Source organism: Pseudooceanicola aestuarii (genome assembly GCF_010614805.1).
GTDB classification, from domain to species: Bacteria; Pseudomonadota; Alphaproteobacteria; order Rhodobacterales; family Rhodobacteraceae; genus Pseudooceanicola; species Pseudooceanicola aestuarii.
This window is the reverse complement of record NZ_JAAFZC010000001.1, coordinates 417,968-443,761: the sequence shown is the minus strand read 5'-3', so window position 1 is coordinate 443,761 and position 25,794 is coordinate 417,968. Positions and strand designations below refer to the sequence as shown.

Below are 25,794 nucleotides of genomic sequence, written 5' to 3'. Positions count from 1 at the left end.
CACGAAAGGCCGGGTCATCGCCCGGCCTTTTGCATGATTTCCCCATGGGGTGGCGCGCCTAGCTCGCTGCGGACAGGAATCGCCGCACCATGGCGATGTCATCGGGCCGCGACAGCGTCGGCGCATGGCCGCAATCGTCGAAGACCTGCACCTGCGGGCGCGGGCCGGTGCCGCGCATCCGATCCAGCACCTCATCAGGCAGGATGTCCGAGGTGGCGCCCTGTGTCACCAGCACCGGCAGCGCGATGCGGTCCCACCTGTCCCAAGTCACCAGCTCCTGCGGGGAGGCGGTGAATTGCACCGTGATCCGGGGATCGAAATGCAGCGTCAGGCGCCCGTTCGCGCGCCTGCGGACCGAAGTACGGGCCATGCGCGACCAGAAGGCCTCCCGCGCCGGGCCAAAGGGGGCGTAGACCTGCCGCAACCAATGCTCGGCCTCTGCCAATGTGGCGAAATCGGGCAGGTCGCTGGTGTAGGTCAGGATGCGCTGCACCGCGTCCGCGGGAAGTTCTGGCCCGATATCGTTGATGACCATCCGCCCCAGGCGCGCTGCATCGGGACCAGCGGCCAGCCACATGCCGATCAAACCGCCCATCGACGTGCCGATCCAATCCGCCTGTGCGATGCCATAGGCGTCCAGCAGCGCCAGCGCGGTGCGGGCGTAATGGGTGACGGAATATTCGACATCCGGCGCGTCGGACCATTGCGACAGGCCGCGCCCGATCGTGTCGGGGCACAGGACGAAATAGCGATCCGACAGCGCCTGCGCGATTTCGTCGAAATCGCGTCCGGTGCGGGCCAGCCCGTGCCACATGACCAGCGGCCGCGCGGCGGGATCGCCCCATTCGGTCACGTGCATCTCGTGCCCGGCGGCGGTGACAAACGCGTGGCGTGGCGCGCTCATGTGCTGGTCCCCCGCCCGGTGTCGGGTTGCGGATCGCCCGGCGTGCCGTTCGGATTGCGGCGTTGCATGATCGTGCCGGCAATTCCCTTGGGGAAGAAATAGACCAGCAGGATGAACAGGATGCCCAGCCACAACAGCCAGCGGTCCGGGTCCAGCAAGTCCGGCAGGAGGGGCAGGGCCTCTGTCGCGGAGGAGGCCGCCTCCATCACGTCGCGCAGGTAATATTGCGCCAGGACCATCAGGGTGGCGCCGATCACCGCGCCCCAGATCGTGCCCATGCCGCCGATCACCACCATCAGCAGGATGTCGATCATGATGGCAAAGCTCAGCGCCGTGTCGGGGCCGACGTATTTCAGCCAGACGGCATAGACCGACCCGGCCAGCGAGGCGATGACCGCCGCAAGGCAGAAGACGAAGGTGCGGTAATGCACCACGCGGTAGCCGATCGCCTCCGCCCGCAATTCGTTCTCGCGGATCGCTTTCAATACCGTGCCGATGGGCGCGGTGGTCAGCCGCAGCATCAGAACGAACAGCACCAGACAGCTTGCGAAAACGAAGTAATAGGCGGCCAGTTTGCCGTTCAGGCGCACGCCAGCGATGCGCAGGACCTTGCCGTCCTCGTCCACCGCCAGTTTGGTCGCGGTCTTGAACAGGTCGGGGGTGCGGTAGGTGATCCCGTCCTCCCCCCCGGTGAATTGCGACAGCTGCGAGGCCAGCACCAGCGCGACAGAGGCGACGGCCAGGGTGACCATGGCGAAGAAGATCGCCTTGACCCGCAGGGACAGCAGGCCGATGGCCGCCGCCACCACCAGCGAAACGGCCAGCCCGCCCAAAGTGCCCAGGGCCAGCGGACCCCAGCCCGGCCCCATTTCCTTCAACGCGATGGCGGCCCCATAGGCGCCGAAGCCGAAGAACATCGTATGGGCAAAGCTGACGATCCCGGTATAGCCGATCAGCAGGTCATAGCTGGCCACCAGCACCACAAAGATGCAGATCCGCGCCGCGACCTCCAGGCTGCGCACGTCCTGAAACAGGAAGGGCGCGAACAGCAGGCAGGCGGCGATGGCCAGAACACAGGTTTTCACGATTGCATTGCCGGTCATCACGTCACCGCCGGTTTCAGGCCGTTGGGCCGCCACAGAAGAATGGCCATCATCAACAGCATGTTGGAGGCCAGCGCCATCTTGGGCGCCAGAAAGCCGACGTAATTCGCCACCAGCCCGACCAGCAGCGCGCCCAGCAGCGTCCCCTGGACAGAGCCGAGGCCGCCGATGATCACCACGATGAAGACCACGATCATCATCTCCGCCCCCAGCGAGGGGGTGATCAGCGTTTCGTAGCCGGCCCACATGGCACCGCCCAACGCCGCCAGCGCAGAGCCGAGCATGAAGACCCCGATGAACAGCCGGTCGATGCGAAAGCCCAGGGTTTCCACCATCTCCCGGTTCTCGACGCCGGCGCGGATCAGCAGCCCGATCCGGGTGCGGTTCAGCACCAGGTACAGCGCCAGGTAGACCAACGCGCCCAGCCCGAAGGCAAAGCCGCGATAGATCTCGATCGAGACATCGCCGATGATCCAGGAACCTTCGAGGAACTGCGGGCGCGGCACGTTGATGGGCGATCCGCCCCAGATCGCCAGGATGATCTGTTCGGCCACGATCAACGCGCCCATGGTGATCAGGATCTGCCGCAGGTGGTCCGAATAAACCGGGCGGATGATCACCGTCTCAAAGAACCAGCCCGCCGCCAGACCAAAGACCAGCGCCGCCGCGATCGCCGCGACCAGCGCGGCGGCGTTCAGAAATACGCTGTCCGATCCCAGCCATCCGCCAAGCGCCGCCAACACCGTCGCCGCGATGAACGCGCCAAAGGAGACAAAGGCGGAATGGCCGAAATTCAGCACATCCATCAGCCCGAAGACCAATGACAGCCCCGACGCCATGAGAAAGATCATCATCCCCATCGCCAGCCCTGCCACCGTCAGCGTCGCCCAGCTGGACGGGCTGCCGATCAGCACAAAACCAAGCGCCGCCAGCGCCAGGGGCAGCAGCATCACGCCGCCCATCTTGTCGATTATCCGTGTCATGCCGATATCCCGATCAATCTGCCCTGTAGATCCGCATCCGCCGCGAATTCCGCCATGGTGCCGCGATGCACCACGCGGCCATCGTCGATCACCGCCATGTCGCGGCCCAGCGATTTCGCGAATTCGAAATTCTGCTCCACCAACAAGATGGTGGTCGTCTGCGCGATCTCTGCAAAGGCGTCGGCCATGGCATCCACGATCGACGGGGCCAGCCCCTTGGTCGGTTCGTCGATCAGGATCAGCGCGCGCGGTTCGATGATGGCACGGGCGACGGCCAGCATCTGTTTCTGCCCGCCCGACAGGGACCAGGCCTGTTTGGTCCAGAACGTCTTCAGCGCCGGAAACAGGGTCTGGACCCGGTCCAGCCGGTCGGCATCGAACCGTCCCGTGGTGGTGGCCAGGACCAGATTTTCCTGTACGGTCAGCCCGCCGAAAATTCCCATGTTCTCGGGCACCAGCGCGATGCCCAGACGCGCGATGTCGGCGGTATGCATCCCGGTGATGTCCTGCCCGCGGAATTTGACCGATCCGGGAGAGGGTTTCCACAGCCCCATGATCGACCGCAGGGTCGTCGTCTTGCCTGCGCCGTTGCGGCCCAGCAGGACGAAGACGCCGCCCTCGGGCACGTCCAGCGTCACGTCGTGCAGCACGGCATATTGGTCGATGCGGGTCTGCATGTTGGAAAGGGAAAGAAGCGTCATGCGGCCCCCTTGGAACGGCCCAGGTAGACGTCGCGCACCAGCTGGGAATTCATCACCTCGTCGGGGGCGCCATCGGCCAGCAATTCACCGTTGTGCAGCACGATGATCCGGTCGGCGAGGGCGCGGACCACATCCATCTTGTGCTCCACCAGCAGAACCGTCTTGGTCCGGTCGGCCTTGATCCCGGCGATCAGGTCCAGAACGGCAGGGGCGTGATCCACGCTCATCCCCGCCGTGGGTTCGTCGAACATGTAGATATCGGGCTCCATCGCCATCAGCAGGGCGACCTCCAGCTTGCGCTGATCGCCATGGGGCAGGGTGGCCACCGGCTGGTCGGCAACGGCGGTCAGCCGCGCGGCCTCCAGGTAATGGCGGGCGCGGTCGGACAGGCCGGTCATGCGCCGCACCGGGGTCAACAGCCGCCAGCCATCGCCGGATCGGGCCTGACAGGCCAGGCGGATATTTTCCAGCACGCTGAGTTGCGGAAACAGGTTGGTCAGTTGAAAGGCGCGGCCCAACCCGGCCTTGGCTCGGCCCGAAGGGGATTGCCCGGTGATATCCCGACCATCCTTCAGGACACGGCCCTCGGAGGCGGTCAACTGGCCGGAGATCAGGTTGAAATAGGTGGTCTTGCCCGCCCCGTTCGGCCCGACGATGACCGTCAGCTCTCCGGGGTGGAAGGCGCAGGACACGGCGTTTACCGCCGTATGTCCGCCGAAACGGATCGTCAGCCCCTTGGTTTCAAGAGAAGGCGTCATGAGTATTCCGTAGCTGTCAGGAAAAGGATGGGGGGACACGGCGGCGCGAAGGCCGGCCGCCGTGCCCGATGCATGGGACGATCGCGGCGCGATCAGTTCTCGCGGCCCAGCGGGATGTTCATCTCTTCGGGCTTGATCTCGCGCACCAGCTCGGGGATGGCCCATTCGACGGCATCATCCACCTTGATCTTGAAGTGGTACATGGATTGCAGCGCCTGATGATCTTCGGGGCGGAAGGTCATGGTGCCCTTGGGCGTTTCCCAGGACATGCCTTCCATCGTCTCGATCAGGGTCTCCGTGTCGTAATCCGGTGCGGTCTTCAGGGCCTTGGCCACGGCCATCGCGGCGGCCATGCCACCTGCGGTGAAGAAATCGGGCGGGCTGTCGAACCGCTCCTGATGGGTTTTCACCAACCAGTCGTTCACCTCGTTCTGCGGGCTTTCGTAATAGTAGTAGATCGCGCCTTCCATGCCCGGCACCCGCTTGTAGGTCGGCAGGACGGGCAGGATATGACCGCCGGTGGAGATCTCGATGCCGAAGCGATCCGGTTCCATCGAGGAGATCTTGCCCATCGGGTCACCGGACCCGGCGACGTAGATCATGATGACCTTGCGGCCGTCCTTGTCCTTGAGCGCGTTGAACATGCGTTCGGCCACGGCGGTGTAATCGGCGGTGCCCTGGGGCACGTATTCCTCGGTCACCAGGGTGGCGCCCGATCCGTCCAGCGCGGATTTGAACGCCGCGATCCCGTCGCGGCCAAAGGCGTAATCCTCTGCCAGGGTGGCGACGTAAAGGTTCTCGTCCGGTTGCAGGGCAAGCGCCTGCGCCTGCATGTCCATCGAGGAATTGCGCGAGGTTTTGAAGACATAGCGGTTGCTGTCAGGCCCGGTCAGGCTGTCGGCCACGGCCGGCTCGACGATCAGCAGCTTCTCGTATTCCTCGGCGATGGGCAGCATCCCCTTTGTCACGCCCGAAGAGGTCGCGCCTACGGCCAGCAGAACCTCGTCATCGCCATAGGCCTCGGCCAGCGCGGCCCGTGCCACGTCAGGTTTGAACTGGGTGTCCTTCTTGATGATCTCGATGGGGCGGCCGTTGATTTCCATCGTGCCGTCGGTGGCATATTCCAGCCCCAGTTCGAACCCGGTCTGGGATTGCTTGGAAAAGGCTTCGAACGCGCTGCCGGACATGCCGTGGATCAGCGCGATCTTGATCGGATCCTGTGCCCAGGCAGCACCGGACATGGCCAGCACGGCCACGGCCGTGCCGAAGGCCTTGAAGAGCGGTTTCATTGGTTGTCCTCCCGTTTCCGCCATGCACCCGCCGGGCCCGGCGCCGGTTGCGCGGGTCTGTCTGCGGGGATAGCTTGTGACGCGGAGATCGTCACAGACACCGGGCAGACGGGCAAGATTGTGGAACTACGTATCGCGGCATGTTTCGATACCGGCCAGTTCGAGGAGCTGGCTTTTCTGCACGCGCCGGTGGGTCTGGTGGTGACGGAGAACCGCGTGATCCGGGATTGCAACCTGGCTTTCGCGCAGATGTTCGGCTACCGCCGGGAGGAGCTGCGCGACCAGCTGTTCAACCTTCTTTACGCCAGCAACGAGGAATTCGTGAACATCCGCGATCGCGGTGTGCGCCAGTTGCAGGAGGACAACCGCTACTGGGACGAACGCGTGATGGCGCGGCGCGACGGCACGCTGTTCTGGTGCCGGGTGCGGGGCCATTCCTTTACCCCCGACACGCCGCTGGCCCGCGCGGTCTGGAGCTTTGCCGACCTGTCGGAGTTGCGCCCCTACACCCCCATGACCCGGCGGGAGCGGGAGATCGTGTCGTTCCTGGCCGATGGCCTGACCTCCAAGGAGATCGCCTTGCAGCTGGATCTGTCCTATCGCACGATCGAGGTCTACCGCACCAAGCTGCTGAAGAAATTCGGCGTCTCCAACACCTCGGCCCTGTTGCAGGCGCTGTCGGGGCTGGACACCGACAACGTGGTGCCCGCGCGTTAGGCGCCGTCATTGCCGTCATTGCCGTCGCGGGCCAGCGCCCGGCGCACGGCCCCGGCGTCCCAGTCCAGCCCGGTGGCGGCGCAGACGGCGGCCAGCGGGTCCAGATCGCCGGCCATCACCGCGTCCGCCTCCACCTCCACCACGCGCAGCCCGCTGTCGCGCAGCCGGTGCAGCCGGTGGGCATAGGCGTTGCAGAAGGGCACCCAGAACTCTTCCGAGGTGGAATGCCGTTTCATGAAGCTGGCGCGGGTGAGGGACCGTAGAACCGCCGCCCGGTCGCGGTGCACGATCACCCATGTGGCCTGGGGGAAGGCCTCGGCGAACAGGGGCCAAAGCAGCGTGATCTTGGGATCCTTGAACCCCCAGACCGCCCGCCCGTCATAGCCCTGCGCACGGATCGCACGAAGCAGCGTGGCGGCCAGGGCAGGCGCCGGGGGCAGGGTTTCCCAGCGGGGCAGGGGGCTGACGCCCAGCGGATCGGCGCCCATGGATTTCAGCAGCGGCTTTACGATACGGTCGCGTATGGCGCGGTTTTCGTAATAGCCCTGCGGGTTGTCGGCATTGCCGGCCACCGTCTCCCCCACCCACAGGCCACAGCGGTTCAGCGCCCGCGTCACCATGGAAGTGCCAGAGCGCGGCAACCCGGCGATGAAAACCGGCCGCAGCGGCGCCGCGACCCGCGGCACTCCGCGCGACACCGGCGGGCAAGGCAGGGGTGTGACAGGCCGCGCGCGCCATTGTGCCTGCGCCTCGGGCAGCCACCGGGCCAGGACATCGGCATCCAGCCCGTCCTTGGACACCGTGCGGGCCGAGGCAAACACGCTTTCGGCGCGGGCCCCGGCGCCCCAGAACCAATGCGCCGTGCGGTTCATCACCGCCAGAAGCGGCACACCGGAGAACCCGGCCATGTGCCAATTCGCGCTGTCCACCGAGATCACCCCCGCCAGGCGGCGCAGCATGTCCAGCGTGGCCAGGGAATTGGCGGTCAGGTCCGCCACCGGCACCATGCAGCGTGGATCGGCGTGCAGGATCGCGCGCTCTTCCTCCGTCAGGTCGAATTGCAGCGCCAGGTAGCGCCCCTCCATCGGCAGCATATCCAGCAGCCAGCGCAACGGGATATGCCGTTCCTCCCGCCGGTTCTGCCCTGATCCGCCGCGCCAGCAGATGCCGATCACGGGGCTGTCCAGCGCCAGCCGCAGCGGTTGGGCCAGCGTGATGCCGGGCGACAGGCTGCCCAGACGGCGATAGCCCCGCGCGACGAAATCCGCCGACAGATGCGCAGACCGGCGCGGCCCTTCGGAGAGCTTCTCCAGCGGCAGGAATGTCGCCTCCGGGAAGAACCGCCCGACCAGCGGCGCGTATTTCGCCAGCCCGGTAAAGGTGCTGCGCGCATGGTGCCCCTCGGCCTTGATATGGGCCATGTGGAACAGCACGTCCCCCAGCCCCTGTTCCAGTACGATCAGATCCACGTCGCGGGTCGGATCGTCGGTCAGGGGGGCGTGGTCCAGCGATCCCGGCAGAACCTTGGGGAAGTTGATCGCGGCAAACCTGCGCGCATAGAGGGGGAAGCCGAGACCGTAGCGATTTGCCCAGATCTCGTGCAGCCCGGCGGAGGTGCGGAAGTCCTCGGCCTCCTGCGGGGTGACGGCGGGATGGCTGCGCAGCCGCTTTGCCGTGGCCGGATCGCGCAGCCGCAGGCTGAGCCGATAGCGCATCGGGCGCCACTGATCCGCGCTGAGCCGGGCGTTCAGAACACGCGCGGCATTCAGGTCGCCGGTGTGGTAGACGGCGCAGCCCAGGACCAGGTAATCCAGCTCCCGCGCCTGAGCAGGGGGCAGGCCATCGCGCCCGGACCGCAGCGGGGCGATCGCCTCCCACGCGGCCGATATCCGCCCCTCGCCAAAGGCCGCGCGGGCGCGGTTCAGACGCTCTTCCGGCGTGGCGTCTTCCGTCATTTTTCTCGTACTTTCAGAAGCTTATCCGGTCTTACCCGCGCTGCGGCGTCGAACAGGGAGAAGGTCTGGCTGACATAGTTCACCGCCCCGCTGATATGATCCAGATAGGTTTCCAGCTCGGGCGTCTTCTCGGCCTCCACCAGCTGGACGGCGCGGTCGGGGCCGTCGGCCTCGAACTGGCAATAGAACAGCGGCTCCCCCCGGCGGATCACCAGCGGCGTGTCGATATCGTGCCATTCGAACGCCCACATCAGCGGACGCGGCCACAGGTCGATCGGGTAGCGCCCGCCAAAGATCGTGCCGGGGCGCGGCGTGCGGCTGTAATGCATGTAGGCGTCCAGCTGCGACAGATAGACGGGCTCGTCCGCGATGAAGACATAGGGCAGGCCCATCTGGATCGTCGGCCGGTCGGGATAGCGCCATTCGGCCTCGCGCACCACGTGGATCTTCTGCCCCAGCTTGGAGCCGCGCACGCTGCTTTGACCGCCCGAGAGGTTGCGCAACATCGGCTTGCCCGCGGCGTCGCGGGCAAAGCCAAGGTTCAGGTCATAGGGGCAGGGCACCTCGAAGTAGCGGGTTTCCAGGTTCAGGACGGCGGGGCAGCGGGCGGCGGATTTCGCGTGATCGCGCCGGGCGTCGCGGGAATTCACCCGGCGCGGCGGATCGTAGATCACCGGGGCCTCAGTCTTGTTCAGAAACCAGCCCACGCGCACCGGCCCCCGGCCCGGATCCGTCGGCCCCCGCTGATGGCTGATCCCGATCTGCATTGCCCTGGCCCTCCGCCTGATCACACCCCTGTTCTCCGGTACGCGCTGGCGCTGCATGGCGCAAGGATTTCGGCAGGCACCGATGCCGGTTGCGCGCCGGGCGTGTCATGAAAAATTCACGCGCTGCACAGGGTTTGGCCCCCGGCGGCCGGCGCCTGCCCCTTGCCATCCCGATCCGCAGGGGGGAGGTTGCGCCAACCCACCGGAGGACCAGACCCATGCCCGAGATCACCCGCCTGCCCTATGCCGGGGCCCACAACATGCGCTGCCTGGGCGGCCATCCCCTGTCCGTCGGCGGGGTCACCCGGGCCGATGCGATCTGGCGCGGCGATGCCTTGCAGGATCTGTCGGCGGAGGATCTGGACGCCGCGCGCGCGCGCGGGCTGCGCCGTATCATCGACCTGCGCCGCGACACGGAAATCGACGCCGCGCCCAATCCGCTGGCCGATGTGGCGGGTGTGACCTACCTGAACATCCCGCTGTTCGACGGGCTGGCCCCGATCGACCACCTGCCGCGCGCTCATGCGGACGAATTCGACATCGGCGCACGCTATCGCATGGCGCTGGACGATTGCGGGGCCAATATCGCCCGTACCCTGCGCGCCATCGCCGAGGTGGAGGACGACGGTATCGCCTATTTTCACTGTACAGCGGGCAAGGATCGCACCGGGTTGACCGCCGCGCTTCTGCTGGAGAACGCGGGGGTAGCGCGTCAGGACGTGATCGCCGAATACGCCCTGACCTCGACACTCGGCGCCTCGTTGATGGAGGTGCTGCGCACCCATATCGAAGGGCGGGGGAATTCGCCTGAGCGCACGGCCCGCATCCTGTCCTCCGACCCCGCGACGATGGAGCGGACGCTGGATCACCTGGACACACAGCACGGCGGGGCGGCGACCTACCTGGAGACGATCGGCCTGGACCGTGCCGAACGCGTCCGCCTGCGGGAGATGCTGGGCGGCTGACCTGTCCGGCGCGGGCCGGCAACGGTCGCCCCGCGCCGGAGGTCGGCCCGCCTGCCTAGCTGCCGGTGAAGTTCGGGCGCCGTTTCTCGACAAAGGCGGCGGCGGCTTCCTTGTGATCTGCGGTGCCGGTGGATGCGGTGTGGTTCGCGGCCTCCAGATCCATCACCTCCGCCAGGGTTGCGCCATTGGCGGCGGCGTTCAGGTTCGACTTCATCCGGCCATAGGCCAGCGTCGGCCCGCGCGACAGCTGTTCGGCCATCTCCAGCGCATGTTCCAGCGCGGTGCCGTCATCCACCGACTGGGTCATCAGGCCGATGGCATCGGCCTCCTTCCCCGACAGGATCGGGGAGAACAGGTACAGCTCCCGGGCCAGGGCGGCGCCGATCAGTTGGGTCATGAACCAGGTGCCGCCGAAATCGCCCGACAGCCCGACCTTGGCAAAGGCGGTGGTGATCTTGGCCGTAGCGGCGCAGACGCGGAAATCGCAGGCCAGCGCGATGGACAGCCCGGCACCGGCGGCGGCGCCCTCGATCGCGGCAACGACCGGCTTTTCCATCTCGTGGATGACGCGGGACAGCTCCATCCGGCCGCGCAGCTGGGCCTGCCGGTCCTCTGCGGGGACGTTGCGCCAGTCACCGGCGTTGAACGCCTTGACGTCGCCACCGACGCAGAAGGTGCCGTCGGCGCCGGTCAGCACCACGGCCCGCACGGCTGGATCGGCGGCGGCGTCGTTCAGCGCGTCCAGCAGCTGAGCGCAGAGGTCGGCGTTCAGCGCGTTCTTCGCTTCCGGCCGGGAAAGGGTGATGAGGCGCAGCGCGCCACGGGTTTCGGTCTCGACAAATTTCATGAGGGCCTCCCTGTCTGTCGCGCGCAAGGTAGGTGCGGCAGCGGCGGGGGGCCAGCGATGCGCCGGCCCTCTGCGTCAGGAGTCGCGGTTACGTCGCGTCACGCGTGGCTTGCCACCCGGTCCGCGTGGCCTGGCCCCCGATCCGCCGGGGCGGCGAATGCCCGTCCCCTCCTTGCCCGGCCCGTCGGGCCGGTCGGCGCGTTCACCGCGATCCGGGCGGCCACCGGGGCCCTTGGCGGCGCTATCGATGCCCTTCGTCCCGCTGGAGAACCGGCGTGCGCCGAAGACCTTGCCGCCGGGCCGGCCTGTGTCCTCCGTTTCCGCGCGCTGACCCTGCCCCTTGCCAGGCCCCTTGCCGGGGGCGGGCTTGTTGCGGGCGCCGCCCTTGCCGCTGGCCATGGGAACGGCGCCGGGTTTCCCGGCACGGCTGGCCTTGCGCGGCAGGCGTTTGCGCGGGGGCGGGCTATCTTCGGGTGGGGTCTCTTCTCCCAGTTGATCGCGTAGCACGCGGGGGCGGACCTCCTCTACCGCGCCGGGCTTCAGCTGGCCCAGCTGGAACGGGCCGTAGGAAATGCGGATCAACCGGTTCACGCTGAGGCCGACATGTTCCATCGCGCGGCGGATCTCCCGGTTGCGCCCCTCGCGCAGGCCGACGGTCAGCCAGGCGTTGGCCCCTTGCTGGCGGTCGAGGGTCACAAGCATCGGTTGAAACGATTCGCGGTCGATCACCACGCCCTGGCGCAAGGGTTCCAGCATCGTGTCGGTCGGGCTGCCCTTGACCCGGACGCGGTACTTGCGCATCCAGCCCGTTGACGGCAGCTCCATCTTGCGTTTCACGCCGCCATCGTTGGTCAGCAGCAGCAGTCCTTCGGAATTCAGATCCAGCCGGCCCACGGACATGACGCGGGGCAGGTCCTCCGGCAGGTCGTCGTAGATCGTCGGGCGGCCCTGTTCGTCCTTCGTGGTGGTCACCAGCCCGGTGGGTTTGTGATAGAGCCACAGCCGCGCCGGTTCGGGCGCGTCGATCGGGCGGCCATCCACGGCGACGCGATCGCGATCGGTGACGTTCAGGGCGGCGCGGTCGATGATGGTGCCGTTGACGCTGATCCGCCCCGCCTCGATCATCTTTTCCGCCTCGCGACGAGAGGCGACGCCGGCACGGGCCAGCACCTTGGCGATCCGCTCCCCGGGGCGGGTGGCGGCTGCGGGTGTGACATCGGCGGCGGGTTTCGGCGGGCGGGAAGGGGTGCGGCTCATCCCTCTCGCATACAACGTCCGCGCCCCTTGCGGAAGCGGCGATCGCGGGGCAGGGAAGGGGAATGACCTTTGTCTCGCATATGTCCCTGGCGCTGGAGGAAGCCCGCGCGGCCGCCGCCCGTGGCGAGGTCCCGGTGGGTGCCGTGCTGGTCGATCCGGGGGGGCGGGTGGTGGCGCGGGCGGGGAACCGGACGCGGGAATTGTCCGACCCCTCGGCCCATGCCGAGATGCTGGTGATCCGCACCGCCTGCGCCGCGACCGGGGCGGAACGGCTGCCGGATCATGTGCTATACGTGACGCTGGAACCTTGTGCCATGTGCGCGGCGGTGATCGCAGCGGCCCGGATCGCGCGGGTCTGTTACGGGGCGTCGGACCCGAAATCGGGCGGCGTGGCACATGGGGCGCGGGTGTTCAGCCATCCGCAATCGCATCACGTCCCCGAAGTCGTGGATGGCATCGCGGAGGCCGAATGCGCCGCCCTGCTGCGCGACTTCTTCGCCGCCCGCCGGTAGCGCGCCCCGCTGATCGCGGACGAAGCGGGGCAGGCAGGGCATCGGCAGCGCAGGCGTTGTCCGGGCAAGGGCGCGCGCCCGGCCAATGTCAGCTGCGGAAGTAGCCTTCGTAAACGGGTTCCAGCGTCTCCGTCTCGAAAAGGGAGGAGACGGAGGTGCCGTTCCAGATGTTCAGGATGGCCTGTGCGAAGATCGGTGCGGTGGGCAGCACGCGGATCTTCTCGCAATCCTGCACCGGCTGGCTGGGCGAGATCGAATCGGTGATCACCAGTGAACCCATCACCGAATTGGTGATCCGTTCCACGGCCGGGCCGGACAGCACGCCGTGGGAAATGTAGGAATGCACCTCCTGAGCGCCGTAATCCATCAGCAGTTCCGCGGCCTTGCACAGCGTGCCGGCGGTGTCGCACATGTCGTCCACGATGATGCAGATCTTGTCCTTCACATCGCCGATCACGGTCATCTCGGCGATTTCGCCGGGCTTTTCCCGACGCTTGTCGACGATGGACAAGGGCGCGTTGATCCGTTTCGCCAGTTCGCGGGCACGGGCCACGCCGCCGACATCGGGGGAGACGACCATGATGTCCTTCAGCCGGTCCTTGAACCCCTCCTTGATGTCGAGCGCAAAGATCGGCGAGGCATAGAGGTTGTCGACCGGAATATCGAAGAACCCCTGGATTTGCGCGGCATGCAGATCCATGGTCAGCACCCGTTCGATTCCGGCTTCGACCATCATGTTGGCCACCAGCTTGGCGCTGATCGGGGTCCGCGCCTTGGTCCGGCGGTCCTGGCGGGCATAGCCGAAATAGGGCACCACCGCCGTGATCCGCTGGGCGGAGGACCGGCGCAGCGCGTCGGTCATGATCAGCAGTTCCATCAGGTTGTCATTGGCGGGGTTCGACGTGCTCTGGATGATGAACATGTCCTCACCGCGGACATTCTCGAACACTTCGACGAAGATTTCGCCGTCGTTGAAACGTTCGACCCTGGCGTCTACCAGGCCGACATTGACGCCACGATGCATGGACATACGCCGTGCAATGGACTTTGCGAGGGGAAGGTTTGAATTCCCCGCGATGAGCTTGGGCTCGATGATGTTCATGGGAGGGCGCTCCGGTCCGCGGATGACAGATTCGTGACGTTGATCCCCGCTTAGCACCCGGCTACGGTCTTGCCAAACCGACGACAGCAGGAAATTCGCCGACCATGCCCCATATCGATTATTATTTTGTGACAATCTCTCCCTGGGCCTACCTTGCCGGTACCCGGCTGGAGGAGATCGCGGCGCGGCATTCAGCCACGGTCACTTACAAGCCCGTCGATCTGGGCCGCGTCTTTTCCGCCACCGGGGGGCTGCCGCTGGGCGAGCGTCCCGCGGCCCGCCAGGATTACCGCCTCCAGGAGCTGCGGCGCGCGCAGGTCAAGACCGGGCTGCCACTGACCACCCATCCGGCGCATTTCCCGACCAACCCGGCGCCGTCCTCCTATGCCATCATCGCCGCGCAGGCAGCGGGCGGCGGCGATGTCGGCACGCTCGTGCAGAGTATCCTGGGGGCCTGCTGGGCGCAGGAACGCGACGTGGCGCAGGACGACGTGATCCGCGATTGCCTGCGCGCGGCCGGGTTCGATGCCGGGTTGGCCGACAGCGGGTTGCTGACGGGTGCCCAGATCTACGAGCGCAATACCGAGGCGGCGATCACGAACGGTGTCTTCGGGTCGCCCTTCTATATCGTCGACGGGGCGGAACGGTTCTGGGGGCAGGACCGGCTGGACGATCTGGACGCGTTCCTGGCAGGCGACCTGTAATGCCCGACGACATGCGCGGGGGCGTCCCGATCCATTGGCGCGAGATGGGGCGGGGTGCCGATCCCGCATTGCTGATCCATTGCTCGCTGGCTCATTCCGGCGCCTGGAAGGGCGTCGCGGCGGCGCTGGATGACCGGCTGGCGATGCAGGCGTTCGATCTGCCGGGCCATGGAAAAAGCGGCGATTGGGACGGCGCGACGATGTACCAGGATGTCGTCTGCGACGTGGGTGACGATTTCCTGGACGCGATGTCGGCGCGCGGTCCGGTGCACCTGATCGGCCATTCCTTTGGCGCCACCGCCGCGCTGCGGCTGGCAGCGCGGGAAACGCGGGGGCGGATTGCGTCTCTCACTCTGATCGAGGCGGTTTTCTTTGGTGTTGCGCTGGCCGATGGCACGGCCTCTGTCGATCCTGACGGGGAGTTCAACCGATTGTTGGCCGATGGCCGGATGGAGGAAGCCGCCCGCGCCTTTCACGCCGATTGGGGCGATGGTCGCGACTGGGCCGCGATGGAGCCGCATCAGCGCGATGCCCTGATCAGCCGGATGCCGCTGATCGCAGCGGTGCAGGTCTCCAACAACGGCGATCCGGAGGGGATCCTGGCGCGGGGCCTGATCGCCGCGATGCCGGTGCCGACCCTGCTGATCGAAGGCGCCGAAAGCCCGCCCCATATCACCAGGATTCACGAGGGTCTGGATCGCCGTATCCCCGACAGCCGCCGGGTGGTGATCGCGGGTGCGGCGCATATGGCGCCGATCACCCATCCCGTCCCGGTGGCGGCGTCGATACGCGGGTTTCTGGACCAACCATAGGGCCGAAGGGTGGGCCGATGCCGGGCGACCCTGCCCTGGGCGGGGCTACGCGGACCTCACCCTCGGGCCAGCGACAGGAAGCGGTCGATCTCCGCTTCGGGCAGGGACCAGTCGGTCACCAGCCGCAGGGTCAGGCGATCCTCCGGCGCGCCGGTCTCCGCCCCGTCCCACAGGTAATAGACCGCGCCGGCCGCTTGCAGGCGATCATGCATATGGCGAGGGATTTCGGGGAACAGCATGTTGGCCTGCGGTTCGGCGGTAAAGCGCACCCCCTCGATGCCGCGCAGCCCGTCGGCGAGCCGCGCCATGGAGGCGTTGGCGCGCCGCGCCAGGTCCAGCCAAAGCCCGTCGGTCAGGTAGGCCTGCATCTGCGCCGCCAGGAATCGATGCTTGGAGAAAAGATGCGCCCCGCGTTTGCGCCGCAGTTCGAATTCCCAGGCGCGGGCGGGGTCGAAGAAGATCACCGCCTCCACCCCCAGGCAGCCGTTCTTGGTCCCGCCAAAGCTGACGGCATCGACGCCGGCGCGCCAGGTCATGTCGGCGGGGGTGCAGTTCAGAGCCACCAGCGCATTGGCGAACCGCGCCCCGTCCAGATGGGCGGGGATGCCGAATTCGCGCGCCACGGCGGTCAGTTCGGTGATCTCGGCCACGCTGTAGATGCGGCCACGTTCCGTCGCCTGCGTGATCGCAACCGGGCCGCGTTGCGGGCCGTGCACGCCCCGGCTCTGCTCGGCCGCGACGGCGGTGCGCAGGGTGTCGGGGGTCAGTTTGTCGCCGGTGCCGACCAGCGTCAGCTTGGCTCCGCCGGCGAAGAATTCCGGCGCGTTGCATTCGTCCTGCTGGATATGCGCATCGGGGGTGCAGAAAATCGTGTCCCACGGATTGGCCAGCGTGGCCAGCGCCAGCGCATTCGCCGCCGTGCCCGTCGCCACCAGATGGACCGATGCTTCGGGCGCTTCGAAAATCTCGCGCAGCTGCTGGGTGACGGCGATGGTCAGCGGATCGGCCCCGTAGCCGGAGGCAAAGCCGGTGTTGGCCGCGCCCAGCGCGGACAGGATGGCGGGATGTGCCGGGCCGGCGTTATCCGAGGCAAAGAACATCTACAGCGGCTCCTCTATGATATGGTCTTCCCAATCGTCCTCGTGGATCTCGAATTCCGGGACGGTGCGGTTCTGCATGGAAACGCCCGCCCGGTGCACGCTGTCGGGATCGCCGGTGATCAGCGGATGCCAGGGGTACAGCGGCCGCCCCTCCCACAGCAGACGATAGGCGCAGGTCTGCGGCATCCAGTACATGTGCTGGTCCAGCGTCGCAGGCGTCAGCGAGATGCATTCCGGCACGAATTGGTGGCGGATGGGGTATTTCGCGCAACGGCAGGTGCTGTCGTCCAGCAGACGGCAGGCGACGCGGGTCAGGGCGACCTCCCCGGTGTCCTCGTCCTCCAGCTTGTTCAGGCAGCATTTGCCGCAGCCGTCGCACAGCGCCTCCCATTCCGGCGTCGTCATGCGGTTCAGCGGCACGGTTTCCCAGAAGCGCGGGCGCAACCCGCTGCGGTCGATGGGGTCGTCGGTCATACGTCGGACAGGATCTGCCGGGCGCGGGTGCAATCCGCGTCCATACGGGCGATCAGCGCGTCGAGGCTGTCGAATTTCTCTTCCGGGCGCAGGTAGTCGATCAGCGCCACGGACATCTCGCTGCCATAGAGATCACCCTTGAAATCAAACAGATAGGTTTCAAGGTTCGGTACGGTCCCGCCAAAGGTCGGGCGCAGGCCCAGCGAAGCGGCACCCTGGTAGCTGCCCCGATGCGGCCCGTCCAGCACGTCGGCCAGAACGGCATAAACGCCGAATTTCGGTTGGTGCAGCCCGTCGATGGACATGTTCGCGGTGGGATAGCCCAGGTCGCGGCCACGCTGGTCGCCGCGCACCACGCGCCCCTCCATCCGGTGCCAATGGCCCAGCATCGCGGCGGCGTCGCGGGGGCGTCCCTCGGCCAGCGCCTTGCGGATCGCGGTGGAGGAAATCTCCCCCGTATCGCCGGCCAGCAGCTCCGCCACCGACACACCAAAACCGCGTTCGGCGCCATGGGCGCGCAGCGTCTCGACGTTGCCGGCCCGGCCCTTTCCGAAGTGGAAATCCGCGCCGACGACGACATGGCGCAGGCCCAGCCCCTCGCAGATCACCCGGTCGATGAAATCCTCGGGCGAGAGCGAGGCGAGCGCCTTGTTGAAATTCAGCTCGTAAAGGACATCGACGCCCAGTTTTTCCAGCCGGTGCGCCCGCGCGGCGGGGCCGGTCAGGCGAAAGGGCGGGGCGTCGGGGGCAAAGACCTCGCGCGGATGGGGTTCGAACGTCAGCACGCCAAGGGGCGCGTCCAGGCGTGTGGCCTCGCTTCGAGCGATGTCGATCACGGTCTGGTGGCCCAGGTGGACGCCATCGAAATTGCCAATCGCGGCAGAGGCGCCGCGATCGCTGTCGGTGGTGTATTGATAATCCCGCACGATCCGCATGGAAAAACCGGTATACGCGCGCGCGATCGGGTGCAAGAGGCGCCCGGCGCGGCCACCCCGGTTCCGCAGCTGTCGCGCCCTGCGGGGCGCCGTCCAGTCAGCCGTCGCGTGGACCCTGCGCGGGCCGCAAACGCAGAATGCCGCCCCCGATCCGGGGACGGCATCCAGGCATCCGGCAGGCAGCGCCGCCTTACATCTCGGGGTAAAGGGGGAAGCGTGCGCAGAGGGTTGCAACCTCCTCGCGGACTTTGGCCTCGACCTCGGTGTTCCCATCCTCGCCGTTGGCGGCCAGGCCATCGACGACCTGGACGATCCAATCGGCGATCTGGCGGAATTCCGCCTCGGCGAAGCCACGGGTGGTACCGGCGGGCGCGCCCAGCCGCACGCCGGAGGTGACAAAGGGTTTCTCGGGATCGAAGGGGACACCGTTCTTGTTGCAGGTGATATGCGCCCGGCCCAGGGCCGCCTCCGCGGCCTTGCCGGTCACGCCCTTGGGCCGCAGGTCTGCCAGGCACAGGTGGTTGTCGGTGCCGCCGGAGACGATGTTGATACCGCCTTTCATCAACTGATCGGCCATGGCCTGGGCGTTCTTTACGACCTGGGCGGCGTAATCCTTGAACTCCGGTTGCAGCGCCTCGCGGAAGGCGACGGCCTTGGCCGCGATCACATGCATCAGCGGGCCACCCTGAAGACCGGGGAAGACGGCGGAATTCACCTTCTTGGCGATCGCCTCGTCATTGGTCAGGATGATGCCGCCACGCGGACCGCGCAGGGATTTGTGGGTGGTGGAGGTCACCACATCCGCGATCCCCACCGGCGAGGGGTGCACCCCGCCCGCGACCAGGCCCGCGATATGGGCCATGTCCACCATCAGGATGGCGCCGACCTCGTCCGCGATCTCGCGGAAGGCCTGCCAGTCCCAGACGCGGGAATAGGCGGTGCCGCCCGCCAGGATCAGCTTGGGCTTGTGCTCCAGCGCCTTGGCGCGGACTTCCTCCATGTCCAGCAGTTCATCTTGCTGGCGCACGCCGTAGGAGACGACGTTGAACCATTTGCCCGACATGTTCACCGGAGAGCCGTGGGTCAGGTGGCCGCCGGAATTCAGGTCCAGCCCCATGAAGGTGTCGCCCGGTTGCAGCAGCGCCAGGAACACCGCCTGGTTCATCTGGCTGCCGGAATTGGGCTGCACGTTGGCAAAGTTGGCGCCGAACAATTCCTTGGCCCGTTCGATGGCCAGGGTTTCGGCCACATCGACGAACTGGCAGCCGCCGTAATACCGCTTGCCCGGATACCCTTCGGCATATTTGTTCGTCATGATGGAGCCCTGAGCCTCCAGCACGGCGGCGCTGACGATGTTCTCCGAGGCGATCAGCTCGATCTCGTCGCGCTGGCGGCCCAGTTCGTCACGGATGGATCCAAAGATTTCGGGATCCCGCTCCGAAAGCGGGGCACTGAAGAAACCGGCGGTTTTCATGGCTAATCTCCTGACTGAGCTGTTGCCAGCGTCCTATCCGTTTGCCACGGCGGGCGGAAGGGGCGAAAGCGTCACGTCGCAGGGCGAAAGCGGTGCGGATCGGCGCGGGGCTGGCCCTTGCCGGACAGGTGTGCTTGTTTCGGAACGCAATGTCGGGCTTTGGAAACCGGGGCCCCTGGCCGGACCGGAACCGCAAGAGGGGGTGCCATGACCATAAAGCTTGCCTTCGTGGCCAGCCGGGGCCAATTGGCCAACGGTGCCAGGGAAGAACTGACCCGCCGCTATGGCGCGGTCCCCGAGGCGGAGGCCGACGTGATCGTGGCCTTGGGCGGCGACGGGTTCATGCTGGCCACGCTGCACCGCACCCAGCACCTGCCGGCACCCGTCTACGGCATGAACCGGGGCACCGTGGGGTTCCTGATGAACGCCTATGATGCTGACGGCCTGGTCGAACGGCTGGGCCTCGCCCAGGAAGAGGTGATCAACCCGCTGGCCATGCGCGCCACCCGCGCCGATGGCCGCGTCATCGCGGGGCTGGCCATCAACGAGGTCTCGTTGCTGCGTGCCGGCCCGCAGGCGGCCAAGTTGAAGATCACTGTGGATGGCAAGTTGCGGATGGAAGAGCTGGTCTGCGACGGGGCGCTGATCGCCACCCCGGCCGGGTCCACCGCCTATAATTACTCCGCTCACGGGCCCATACTGCCGATCGGCTCTGACGTGCTGGCCCTGACCGCCATCGCGCCGTTCCGTCCCCGCCGTTGGCGCGGGGCGCTGCTGCCCAAGACGGCATCGGTGCGGTTCGATGTGCTGGAGCCGGAGAAACGCCCGGTCATGGCCGATGCCGACAACCGGTCGGTGCGCAACGTCACCTCGGTGGAGGTGCGGTCGGAACCGGAGGTCTCTCACCGCATCCTGTTCGATCCCGGCCACGGGCTTGAGGAACGCTTGATCCGGGAGCAATTCGTCTGAGGCCGGGTGTCGCTTTCGCCGGGGGGGAGGGGCGGCTGGCCTGTGCTGCGGGACATGCGTTGTGTCTGTATCGGCTGGGTCCGGCCGACGGGCCGTGAAAGACCTGTAGATCGGGGCCGCGTCGGGGAACTCTGCCCGCCCCAAACACGTTGTGGGGATGAAGCGCAGGACGCGCACCATCATCACAGGAGGCTCACATGAATTGGGACCGCATCGAAGGCAATTGGAAGCAGTTCAAAGGCAACGTCCAGGAAGAATGGGGCAAGCTGACCAATGACGATCTGGATCAGGCCCAAGGCAACCGCCAGCAACTGGTCGGCAAGATCCAGGAACGCTACGGCGTTGCCAAGGACGAGGCGGAGCGTCAGGTTGACGCCTTCGTGACCCGTCAGCCCGCTGAATGAACGGATAGGCGGCGGCAGGATGATCCTGCCCCCCGGCCCGTCCAATTCGGCCTGTCCAATTTCCGGCCGCCGGAGGGATATCTTCCGGCGGCCGTTTCGTGTCCGGCGTTCTGAGCCTGAGCCTGAGCCTGAGCCTGAGCCTGAGCCGGGGCGGGGCGGGGCGGATTTGAGCCGATGTCAGGGCAGGGCGATGCCCCACCCGGTCGCCACTCAGCCCCCGGCGTAGCCGATGCCGCGCAGCGCCACGGTGATCTCGTCCAGCACTTCAGGGTCGTCGATAGTGGCAGGCATCTTGAACGTTTCGCCATCGGCGATCTTGACCATGGTCGCGCGCAGGATCTTGCCCGACCGTGTCTTGGGCAGTCGGTCCACCACCACCGTCAGCTTGAACGCGGCGACCGGACCGATGCGGTCGCGCACCATCTGCACGCATTCGGCCGAAATCTCGGCCTCGGGGCGGTTCACCCCCTTGGTCAGGCAGACAAAGCCCACGGGCATCTGTCCCTTCAGCGGATCGCTGACGCCGATCACGGCGGTTTCGGCGACGTCGGGGTGGGCGGCAAGGACCTCCTCCATCGCGCCGGTGGACAGGCGGTGACCGGCGACGTTGATCACGTCATCGGTGCGCGCCATGATCCACAGGTAGCCGTCGGCGTCCTTCATCCCGGCGTCGCCCGTCTCGTAATAGCCGGGAAAATGATCGAGGTAGGATTTGCGGAACCGGGCTTCGGCATTCCACAGCGTCGGCAAGGTGCCGGGAGGCAGGGGCAACTTCACCGCGATCGCGCCCAGCTCGCCGGCTGGCATCTCGTTGCCGGCCTCGTCGAGGATCTGCACGTCGTAGCCGGGCATCGGCACGGAGGGGGAGCCGACCTTGACCGGCAATTTCTCGATCCCGGCGGGCATCCCGGCGATGGTCCAGCCGGTTTCCGTCTGCCACCAATGGTCGTAGACCGGTTTGCCCAACGTCTTCTGCGCCCATTCGATCGTGTCTGGATCGGCGCGTTCCCCGGCCAGAAAGACCGCCTTCAGGCAAGACAGGTCGTATTTCGCGATGAACTCTCCCTTGGGATCCTCGCGTTTCACGGCGCGAAACGCGGTGGGCGCGGTGAAGAAGCTCTTGACCTTGTGCTCCGAGATCACCCGCCAGAAGGTGCCGGCATCCGGGGTGCCCACGGGCTTGCCCTCGAACAGGACGGTGGTGTTGCCGTGGATGAGAGGGCCATAGCAAATGTAGCTGTGCCCGACGACCCAACCCACGTCGGAGGCGGCCCAGAACACCTCCCCCGGATCGACGTCATAGATGTTCTTCATCGACCAGTTCAGCGCCACCAGGTGCCCGGCGGTGGCGCGCACGACGCCCTTGGGTTGGCCCGTCGTGCCGGAGGTATACAGGATATAGGCCGGGTGGTCGCCCTCTACCGGCAGGCAATCGGCGGGTTCCACACCATATTGGAAGCCGTGCCAATTGACGTCGCGCCCCTCTACCAGCTTGGCGACCTCCTGTTCGCGCTGGAAGATGACGCAGAAATCGGGCTTGTGCGTGGCCTGTTCTATAGCCCCGTCGAGCAGCGGTTTGTAATGCACCACGCGCCCCGGTTCGACCCCACAGGAGGCGGCGATGATCGCCTTGGGTTTGGCGTCGTCGATGCGCACGGCCAGTTCGTGGCTGGCAAAGCCGCCAAAGACCACCGAATGCACTGCGCCGATGCGCGCGCAGGCCAGCATCGCCTCCATGGTTTCGGGAATCATCGGCATGTAGATGATGACGCGGTCGCCCTTCTCCACGCCCTTGGCGCGCAGGGCGCCGGCCAGGCTGGCGACGCGGTTGCGCAGCTCGGCAAAGCTGATCGTGCGCTTGGTGCTGGTGATCGGGCTGTCGTAGATGATCGCGGCCTGTTCGCCGCGCCCGGCCTCGACGTGGCGGTCGACGGCGTTCCAGCAGGTGTTGACCATGCTGTCGGTATACCATTCGTACAGCGGGGCATTGTCGTCATTCAGCGCGCGGCTGGGCTTGCGATCCCAGTCGATGGCCTCCGCCGCCTTCATCCAGAAGGCTTCGGGGTCCGATTGCCAGGCCGCGTAGACGTCCTTGTATCCCATGGCTTTCTCCTCCCTGAGCATTTCGGGGAAGGGTGCGACAGGGCGCGGGCAGGGGCAAGAGGCCAGCCCGCGCGGGGAAGGTTTTGGTGCAAGAAGTTTGCAATCCATAACCTTTCGGACCTGCAAATTTTTGCAAACCCGACGGGAATATTCAGGGATTGGCAAAGAAGTGGCGACTTTGCAAAAATCTGCTAAGTCGCCGTGACCCGGCCTCCCGATCCGATCAGCCGTAATGCGAAACCGGCGTGCCCGCGATGGCGGCCATGTTCAGCAACCCCCGCGAGGTGATGGAGGAGCTGACGATATGCGCGCAATTGCCCATGCCCATCAGGATCGGCCCGACTTCCAGCCCGCCGCCCTTCATCTTCAGGATGTTGCGCACACCGGATGCGGCATCGGAATGGGCAAAGATCAGCACATTTGCATTCATTTCCAACCGCGCGCCGGGAAAGACGCGCTGGCGCAGATCGGCGTCCAGGGCGGTATCGATGTTCATTTCGCCCTCGTAGATGAAATCGCGCGGCGCGCTGTCCAGGATCTCCATCGCGGCGCGCAGGCGCTGGGCCGTGCCGGTGTCCTGGTTGCCGAATTGCGACCGCCCGCACAGGGCGATCGAGGGTTTCAATCCAAAGCGGCGGACGTGCCGCGCGGCGCCGATCGCCGCTTCCGCGATCTGGGCGGGGCTGGGCTCGGCGTGACAATGGGTGTCCGCCAGAAACAGCGGCCCGTCTTCCATTATCATCATCGACAGCGCACCATGCGGGCGCTGCGTCGGGCTGCCCAGCACCTGCTGGATGTAGTTCAGATGCCAGCCGTATTCCCCGAAGGTGCCGCAGATCAGGCTGTCGGCCTCTTCCCGCCGGACCATGACGGCGCCGATGGCGGTGGTGTTGGTACGCATGATGGCGCGGGCGAGGTCGGGGGTGACGCCGCGCCGCTCCATGATCTGGTGATATGTGCCCCAGTAATCGCGGTAGCGGGGGTCGTTTTCGGGGTTAACCACGTGGAAATCCTGTCCCGGACGGATCTTCAGCCCGTGGCGGGTGCAGCGGTGGGCGATCACGTCGGGGCGGCCGATCAGGATCGGGTGTTCGGTGGTTTCCTCCAGGATCGCCTGGGCGGCGCGCAGCACGCGCTCGTCCTCACCCTCGGCAAAGACGATCCGGCGCGAGGCGGTGCGCGCGGCGTCGAAAACCGGGCGCATCAACAGCGCGGATTTGTAGACCGAGGAATTCAGCCTCTGGCGATAGGCGTCCAGATCCTCGATCGGGCGGGTGGCTACGCCGCTGTCCATCGCCGCCTTGGCCACGGCGACGGAAACGACCCCCGACAGACGCGGGTCAAAGGGTTTCGGGATCAGGTAATCGGCGCCAAAGGTCAGCGTCTCGCCACGATAGGCGGCGGCGGCCTCGGCGCTGGTGGTGGCCCGGGCCAGGGCGGCGATGCCCTCGATGCAGGCGATCTGCATCTCGTCGTTGATCTCCGTCGCGCCCACGTCAAGCGCCCCCCGGAAGATGAAGGGGAAGCACAGGACATTGTTGACCTGGTTCGGAAAATCGCTGCGCCCCGTGGCGATGATCGCATCGGGGGCGACCGCGCGCGCGGCCTCGGGCATGATCTCGGGCGTGGGGTTCGCCAGGGCGAAGATGATCGGCCGGCTGGCCATGCGGCCGACCATTTCGGGGCTCAGAACCTCGGGCCCGGACAGGCCCAGGAACAGATCGGCGCCCTCGATGGCCTCGTCCAGGGTGCGCAGGTCGGTGGACTGGGCATAGGCGGCCTTTTGCGGGGTCATGTCCTCCTCGCGGCCCGTGTGGATCAGCCCGTGAATGTCGCACAGCCATACGTTTTCGCGTCGTACGCCCAGTTTCAGCAGCATGTTCAGGCAGGCGATTCCCGCCGCCCCGCCACCGGTGGACACGATCTTGATGTCTTCGAACCGCTTGCCGGCGACGTGCAGGGCATTGGTGGCGGCGGCGCCGACCACGATGGCGGTGCCGTGCTGGTCGTCGTGAAACACGGGGATGTTCATCCGCTCGCGGCAGATCTTTTCCACGATGAAGCAATCGGGCGCCTTGATGTCCTCCAGGTTCACGGCGCCAAAGGTCGGGGCGAGGGCACAGACGATATCGGCCAGCTTTTCGGGGTCGGTCTCGTCGACCTCGATGTCGAAACAATCTATGCCGGCGAATTTCTTGAACAGGACGGCCTTGCCCTCCATCACCGGTTTCGATGCCAGCGCGCCGATATTGCCCAGCCCCAGCACGGCGGAGCCGTTGGAGATCACTGCCACCAGGTTGCCGCGCGCGGTGTAGTCGCGGGCGGTCTGGGCGTCGTCGCGGATATCCAGGCAGGCCTCCGCCACGCCGGGCGAATAGGCCAGGCTGAGGTCGCGGCCATTGGCCAGCGGCTTGGTGGCGCGGACCTCAAGCTTGCCGGGCTTGGGCAGCCGGTGATAGGCCAGCGCGGCGGCGCGCAGTGCGTCCTTGGAAGATGGCGTGCTCATCGGGTGTCCTTCCCTCCGGTGGGTAGTTTAGCATTAAACCACTTTCGCGACGGTGAGAAGTGGGGTCCGGCGTCCCGGCACCGGATCGGCTCGCGCCCCCTTGTCGGGCATCCCCTGCCACCCCCTCTTGACCGTCGCGCCCTTGACCCGCACACGCCTTCTGCGCAGGTTGCGCCCATCCCATGCCCCAACCCGAAAGGAAGCGGCACATGCAGCGCCTTCACCTTGTCTTCGGCGGTGAGCTGGTCGATCCGACCAAATCCACCTTCAAGGATGTCGAGGATATCCACATCGTCGGCATCTTCCCAGATTACGCTACCGCCTATGACGCCTGGAAGGCCGAGGCGCAGCGCACCGTGGACAATGCTCATATGCGCTATTTCATCGCCCATCTGCACCGCCTGCGCGACGAGGAAGCCGCCGCCTCGCCGACCGAAGAACTCGGCTAGGCGC

General features: G+C 66.5%; 25 protein-coding genes. 8 read left to right on the top strand and 17 right to left on the bottom strand.

The features are described from left to right. Positions 1-58 precede the first annotated feature (58 nt). The 6 genes from G5A46_RS01980 to G5A46_RS01955 form a co-directional block, all read right to left on the bottom strand. Complete coding sequence (locus G5A46_RS01980) at positions 59-904, bottom strand: alpha/beta fold hydrolase (protein ID WP_163846800.1); 846 nt, start codon at positions 902-904, stop codon at positions 59-61. Further along, positions 901-2,007, bottom strand: coding sequence for a branched-chain amino acid ABC transporter permease (locus G5A46_RS01975; protein ID WP_163846798.1), 1,107 nt, complete (start codon positions 2,005-2,007; stop codon positions 901-903). Before G5A46_RS01975 ends, G5A46_RS01980 begins: the two co-directional genes overlap by 4 nt. Continuing rightward, positions 2,007-2,990: a branched-chain amino acid ABC transporter permease gene (locus G5A46_RS01970; protein ID WP_163846796.1), complete on the bottom strand. Its 984-nt coding sequence runs from the start codon at positions 2,988-2,990 to the stop codon at positions 2,007-2,009. The genes G5A46_RS01975 and G5A46_RS01970 overlap by 1 nt, the downstream gene beginning before the upstream one ends. Next, positions 2,987-3,691 carry an ABC transporter ATP-binding protein gene (locus G5A46_RS01965; protein ID WP_163846794.1) on the bottom strand — a complete coding sequence of 235 codons (705 nt, stop codon included), beginning with the start codon at positions 3,689-3,691 and terminating at the stop codon, positions 2,987-2,989. Before G5A46_RS01965 ends, G5A46_RS01970 begins: the two co-directional genes overlap by 4 nt. Beyond that, positions 3,688-4,449: an ABC transporter ATP-binding protein gene (locus G5A46_RS01960; RefSeq protein ID WP_163846792.1), complete on the bottom strand. Its 762-nt coding sequence runs from the start codon at positions 4,447-4,449 to the stop codon at positions 3,688-3,690. Before G5A46_RS01960 ends, G5A46_RS01965 begins: the two co-directional genes overlap by 4 nt. A gap of 92 nt (positions 4,450-4,541) precedes the next feature. Beyond that, complete coding sequence (locus G5A46_RS01955) at positions 4,542-5,738, bottom strand: substrate-binding domain-containing protein (protein ID WP_163846790.1); 1,197 nt, start codon at positions 5,736-5,738, stop codon at positions 4,542-4,544. Positions 5,739-5,858: 120 nt separating this feature from the next. On the opposite strand from G5A46_RS01955, the gene G5A46_RS01950 reads away from it, so the two are divergent. Beyond that, positions 5,859-6,455 (top strand): helix-turn-helix transcriptional regulator, encoded by a 597-nt coding sequence (locus G5A46_RS01950; protein WP_163846788.1) that lies wholly within the window; start codon positions 5,859-5,861, stop codon positions 6,453-6,455. Here the strand turns inward: G5A46_RS01950 and G5A46_RS01945 are convergent. After that, positions 6,452-8,410, bottom strand: coding sequence for a sulfotransferase (locus tag G5A46_RS01945; protein ID WP_163846786.1), 1,959 nt, complete (start codon positions 8,408-8,410; stop codon positions 6,452-6,454). The genes G5A46_RS01950 and G5A46_RS01945 overlap by 4 nt on opposite strands. After that, positions 8,407-9,177 (bottom strand): hypothetical protein, encoded by a 771-nt coding sequence (locus G5A46_RS01940; protein WP_163846784.1) that lies wholly within the window; start codon positions 9,175-9,177, stop codon positions 8,407-8,409. Before G5A46_RS01940 ends, G5A46_RS01945 begins: the two co-directional genes overlap by 4 nt. Positions 9,178-9,395: 218 nt before the next feature. Between G5A46_RS01940 and G5A46_RS01935 the strand changes: the two genes are divergently transcribed. Continuing rightward, positions 9,396-10,142 (top strand): tyrosine-protein phosphatase, encoded by a 747-nt coding sequence (locus G5A46_RS01935; RefSeq protein WP_163846781.1) that lies wholly within the window; start codon positions 9,396-9,398, stop codon positions 10,140-10,142. Positions 10,143-10,197: 55 nt separating this feature from the next. Here the strand turns inward: G5A46_RS01935 and G5A46_RS01930 are convergent, their stop codons facing one another. Together G5A46_RS01930 and G5A46_RS01925 are read right to left on the bottom strand one after the other, a co-directional pair. Further along, positions 10,198-10,989 (bottom strand): enoyl-CoA hydratase-related protein, encoded by a 792-nt coding sequence (locus G5A46_RS01930; protein ID WP_163846779.1) that lies wholly within the window; start codon positions 10,987-10,989, stop codon positions 10,198-10,200. A gap of 75 nt (positions 10,990-11,064) precedes the next feature. After that, a complete protein-coding gene (locus tag G5A46_RS01925) occupies positions 11,065-12,246 on the bottom strand; it encodes a pseudouridine synthase (RefSeq protein WP_163846777.1) in 1,182 nt (393 codons plus the stop codon). 62 nt (positions 12,247-12,308) lie between these two features. On the opposite strand from G5A46_RS01925, the gene G5A46_RS01920 reads away from it, so the two are divergent. Then, a complete protein-coding gene (locus tag G5A46_RS01920; protein ID WP_163846776.1) occupies positions 12,309-12,758 on the top strand; it encodes a nucleoside deaminase in 450 nt (149 codons plus the stop codon). Between the two features lie 88 nt (positions 12,759-12,846). On the opposite strand, the gene G5A46_RS01915 is transcribed toward G5A46_RS01920, so the two are convergent. Beyond that, positions 12,847-13,860 (bottom strand): ribose-phosphate pyrophosphokinase, encoded by a 1,014-nt coding sequence (locus G5A46_RS01915; protein WP_163846774.1) that lies wholly within the window; start codon positions 13,858-13,860, stop codon positions 12,847-12,849. Between the two features lie 104 nt (positions 13,861-13,964). On the opposite strand from G5A46_RS01915, the gene G5A46_RS01910 reads away from it, so the two are divergent. Both G5A46_RS01910 and G5A46_RS01905 read left to right on the top strand, forming a co-directional pair. Next, positions 13,965-14,564, top strand: coding sequence for a 2-hydroxychromene-2-carboxylate isomerase (locus G5A46_RS01910; protein ID WP_163846772.1), 600 nt, complete (start codon positions 13,965-13,967; stop codon positions 14,562-14,564). Next, positions 14,564-15,376 (top strand): alpha/beta fold hydrolase, encoded by an 813-nt coding sequence (locus G5A46_RS01905; RefSeq protein WP_163846770.1) that lies wholly within the window; start codon positions 14,564-14,566, stop codon positions 15,374-15,376. The genes G5A46_RS01910 and G5A46_RS01905 overlap by 1 nt, the downstream gene beginning before the upstream one ends. A gap of 56 nt (positions 15,377-15,432) precedes the next feature. Here G5A46_RS01905 and G5A46_RS01900 read toward each other — a convergent pair whose 3' ends face one another. From G5A46_RS01900 to glyA, 4 genes are all read right to left on the bottom strand, one after another. Next, positions 15,433-16,476, bottom strand: coding sequence for a threonine aldolase family protein (locus tag G5A46_RS01900; RefSeq protein ID WP_163846767.1), 1,044 nt, complete (start codon positions 16,474-16,476; stop codon positions 15,433-15,435). Next, complete coding sequence (locus G5A46_RS01895) at positions 16,477-16,950, bottom strand: YcgN family cysteine cluster protein (protein ID WP_163846765.1); 474 nt, start codon at positions 16,948-16,950, stop codon at positions 16,477-16,479. After that, positions 16,947-17,885 (bottom strand): bifunctional riboflavin kinase/FAD synthetase, encoded by a 939-nt coding sequence (locus G5A46_RS01890; protein ID WP_163846763.1) that lies wholly within the window; start codon positions 17,883-17,885, stop codon positions 16,947-16,949. Before G5A46_RS01890 ends, G5A46_RS01895 begins: the two co-directional genes overlap by 4 nt. A gap of 190 nt (positions 17,886-18,075) precedes the next feature. Beyond that, entirely contained in the window at positions 18,076-19,359 is a 1,284-nt protein-coding gene (glyA, locus tag G5A46_RS01885; protein ID WP_163846762.1) for a serine hydroxymethyltransferase, read from the bottom strand. A 207-nt stretch (positions 19,360-19,566) separates the two neighbouring features. Here glyA and G5A46_RS01880 point away from each other — a divergent pair, with 207 nt between their 5' ends. Together G5A46_RS01880 and G5A46_RS01875 are read left to right on the top strand one after the other, a co-directional pair. Beyond that, a complete protein-coding gene (locus tag G5A46_RS01880; RefSeq protein WP_163846759.1) occupies positions 19,567-20,328 on the top strand; it encodes an NAD kinase in 762 nt (253 codons plus the stop codon). A gap of 197 nt (positions 20,329-20,525) precedes the next feature. Next, entirely contained in the window at positions 20,526-20,732 is a 207-nt protein-coding gene (locus G5A46_RS01875) for a CsbD family protein (RefSeq protein ID WP_163846757.1), read from the top strand. 210 nt (positions 20,733-20,942) lie between these two features. On the opposite strand, the gene prpE is transcribed toward G5A46_RS01875, so the two are convergent. Then, the gene (gene prpE / locus G5A46_RS01870) at positions 20,943-22,835 is read right to left on the bottom strand and encodes a propionate-CoA ligase PrpE (RefSeq protein WP_163846754.1); all 1,893 of its coding nucleotides are present in this window, start codon (positions 22,833-22,835) and stop codon (positions 20,943-20,945) included. A 223-nt stretch (positions 22,836-23,058) separates the two neighbouring features. Further along, positions 23,059-25,341 (bottom strand): NADP-dependent malic enzyme, encoded by a 2,283-nt coding sequence (locus tag G5A46_RS01865; protein WP_163846753.1) that lies wholly within the window; start codon positions 25,339-25,341, stop codon positions 23,059-23,061. A 209-nt stretch (positions 25,342-25,550) separates the two neighbouring features. Between G5A46_RS01865 and G5A46_RS01860 the strand changes: the two genes are divergently transcribed. Next, positions 25,551-25,790: a DUF4170 domain-containing protein gene (locus tag G5A46_RS01860; RefSeq protein WP_163846751.1), complete on the top strand. Its 240-nt coding sequence runs from the start codon at positions 25,551-25,553 to the stop codon at positions 25,788-25,790. Positions 25,791-25,794: the final 4 nt, after the last annotated feature.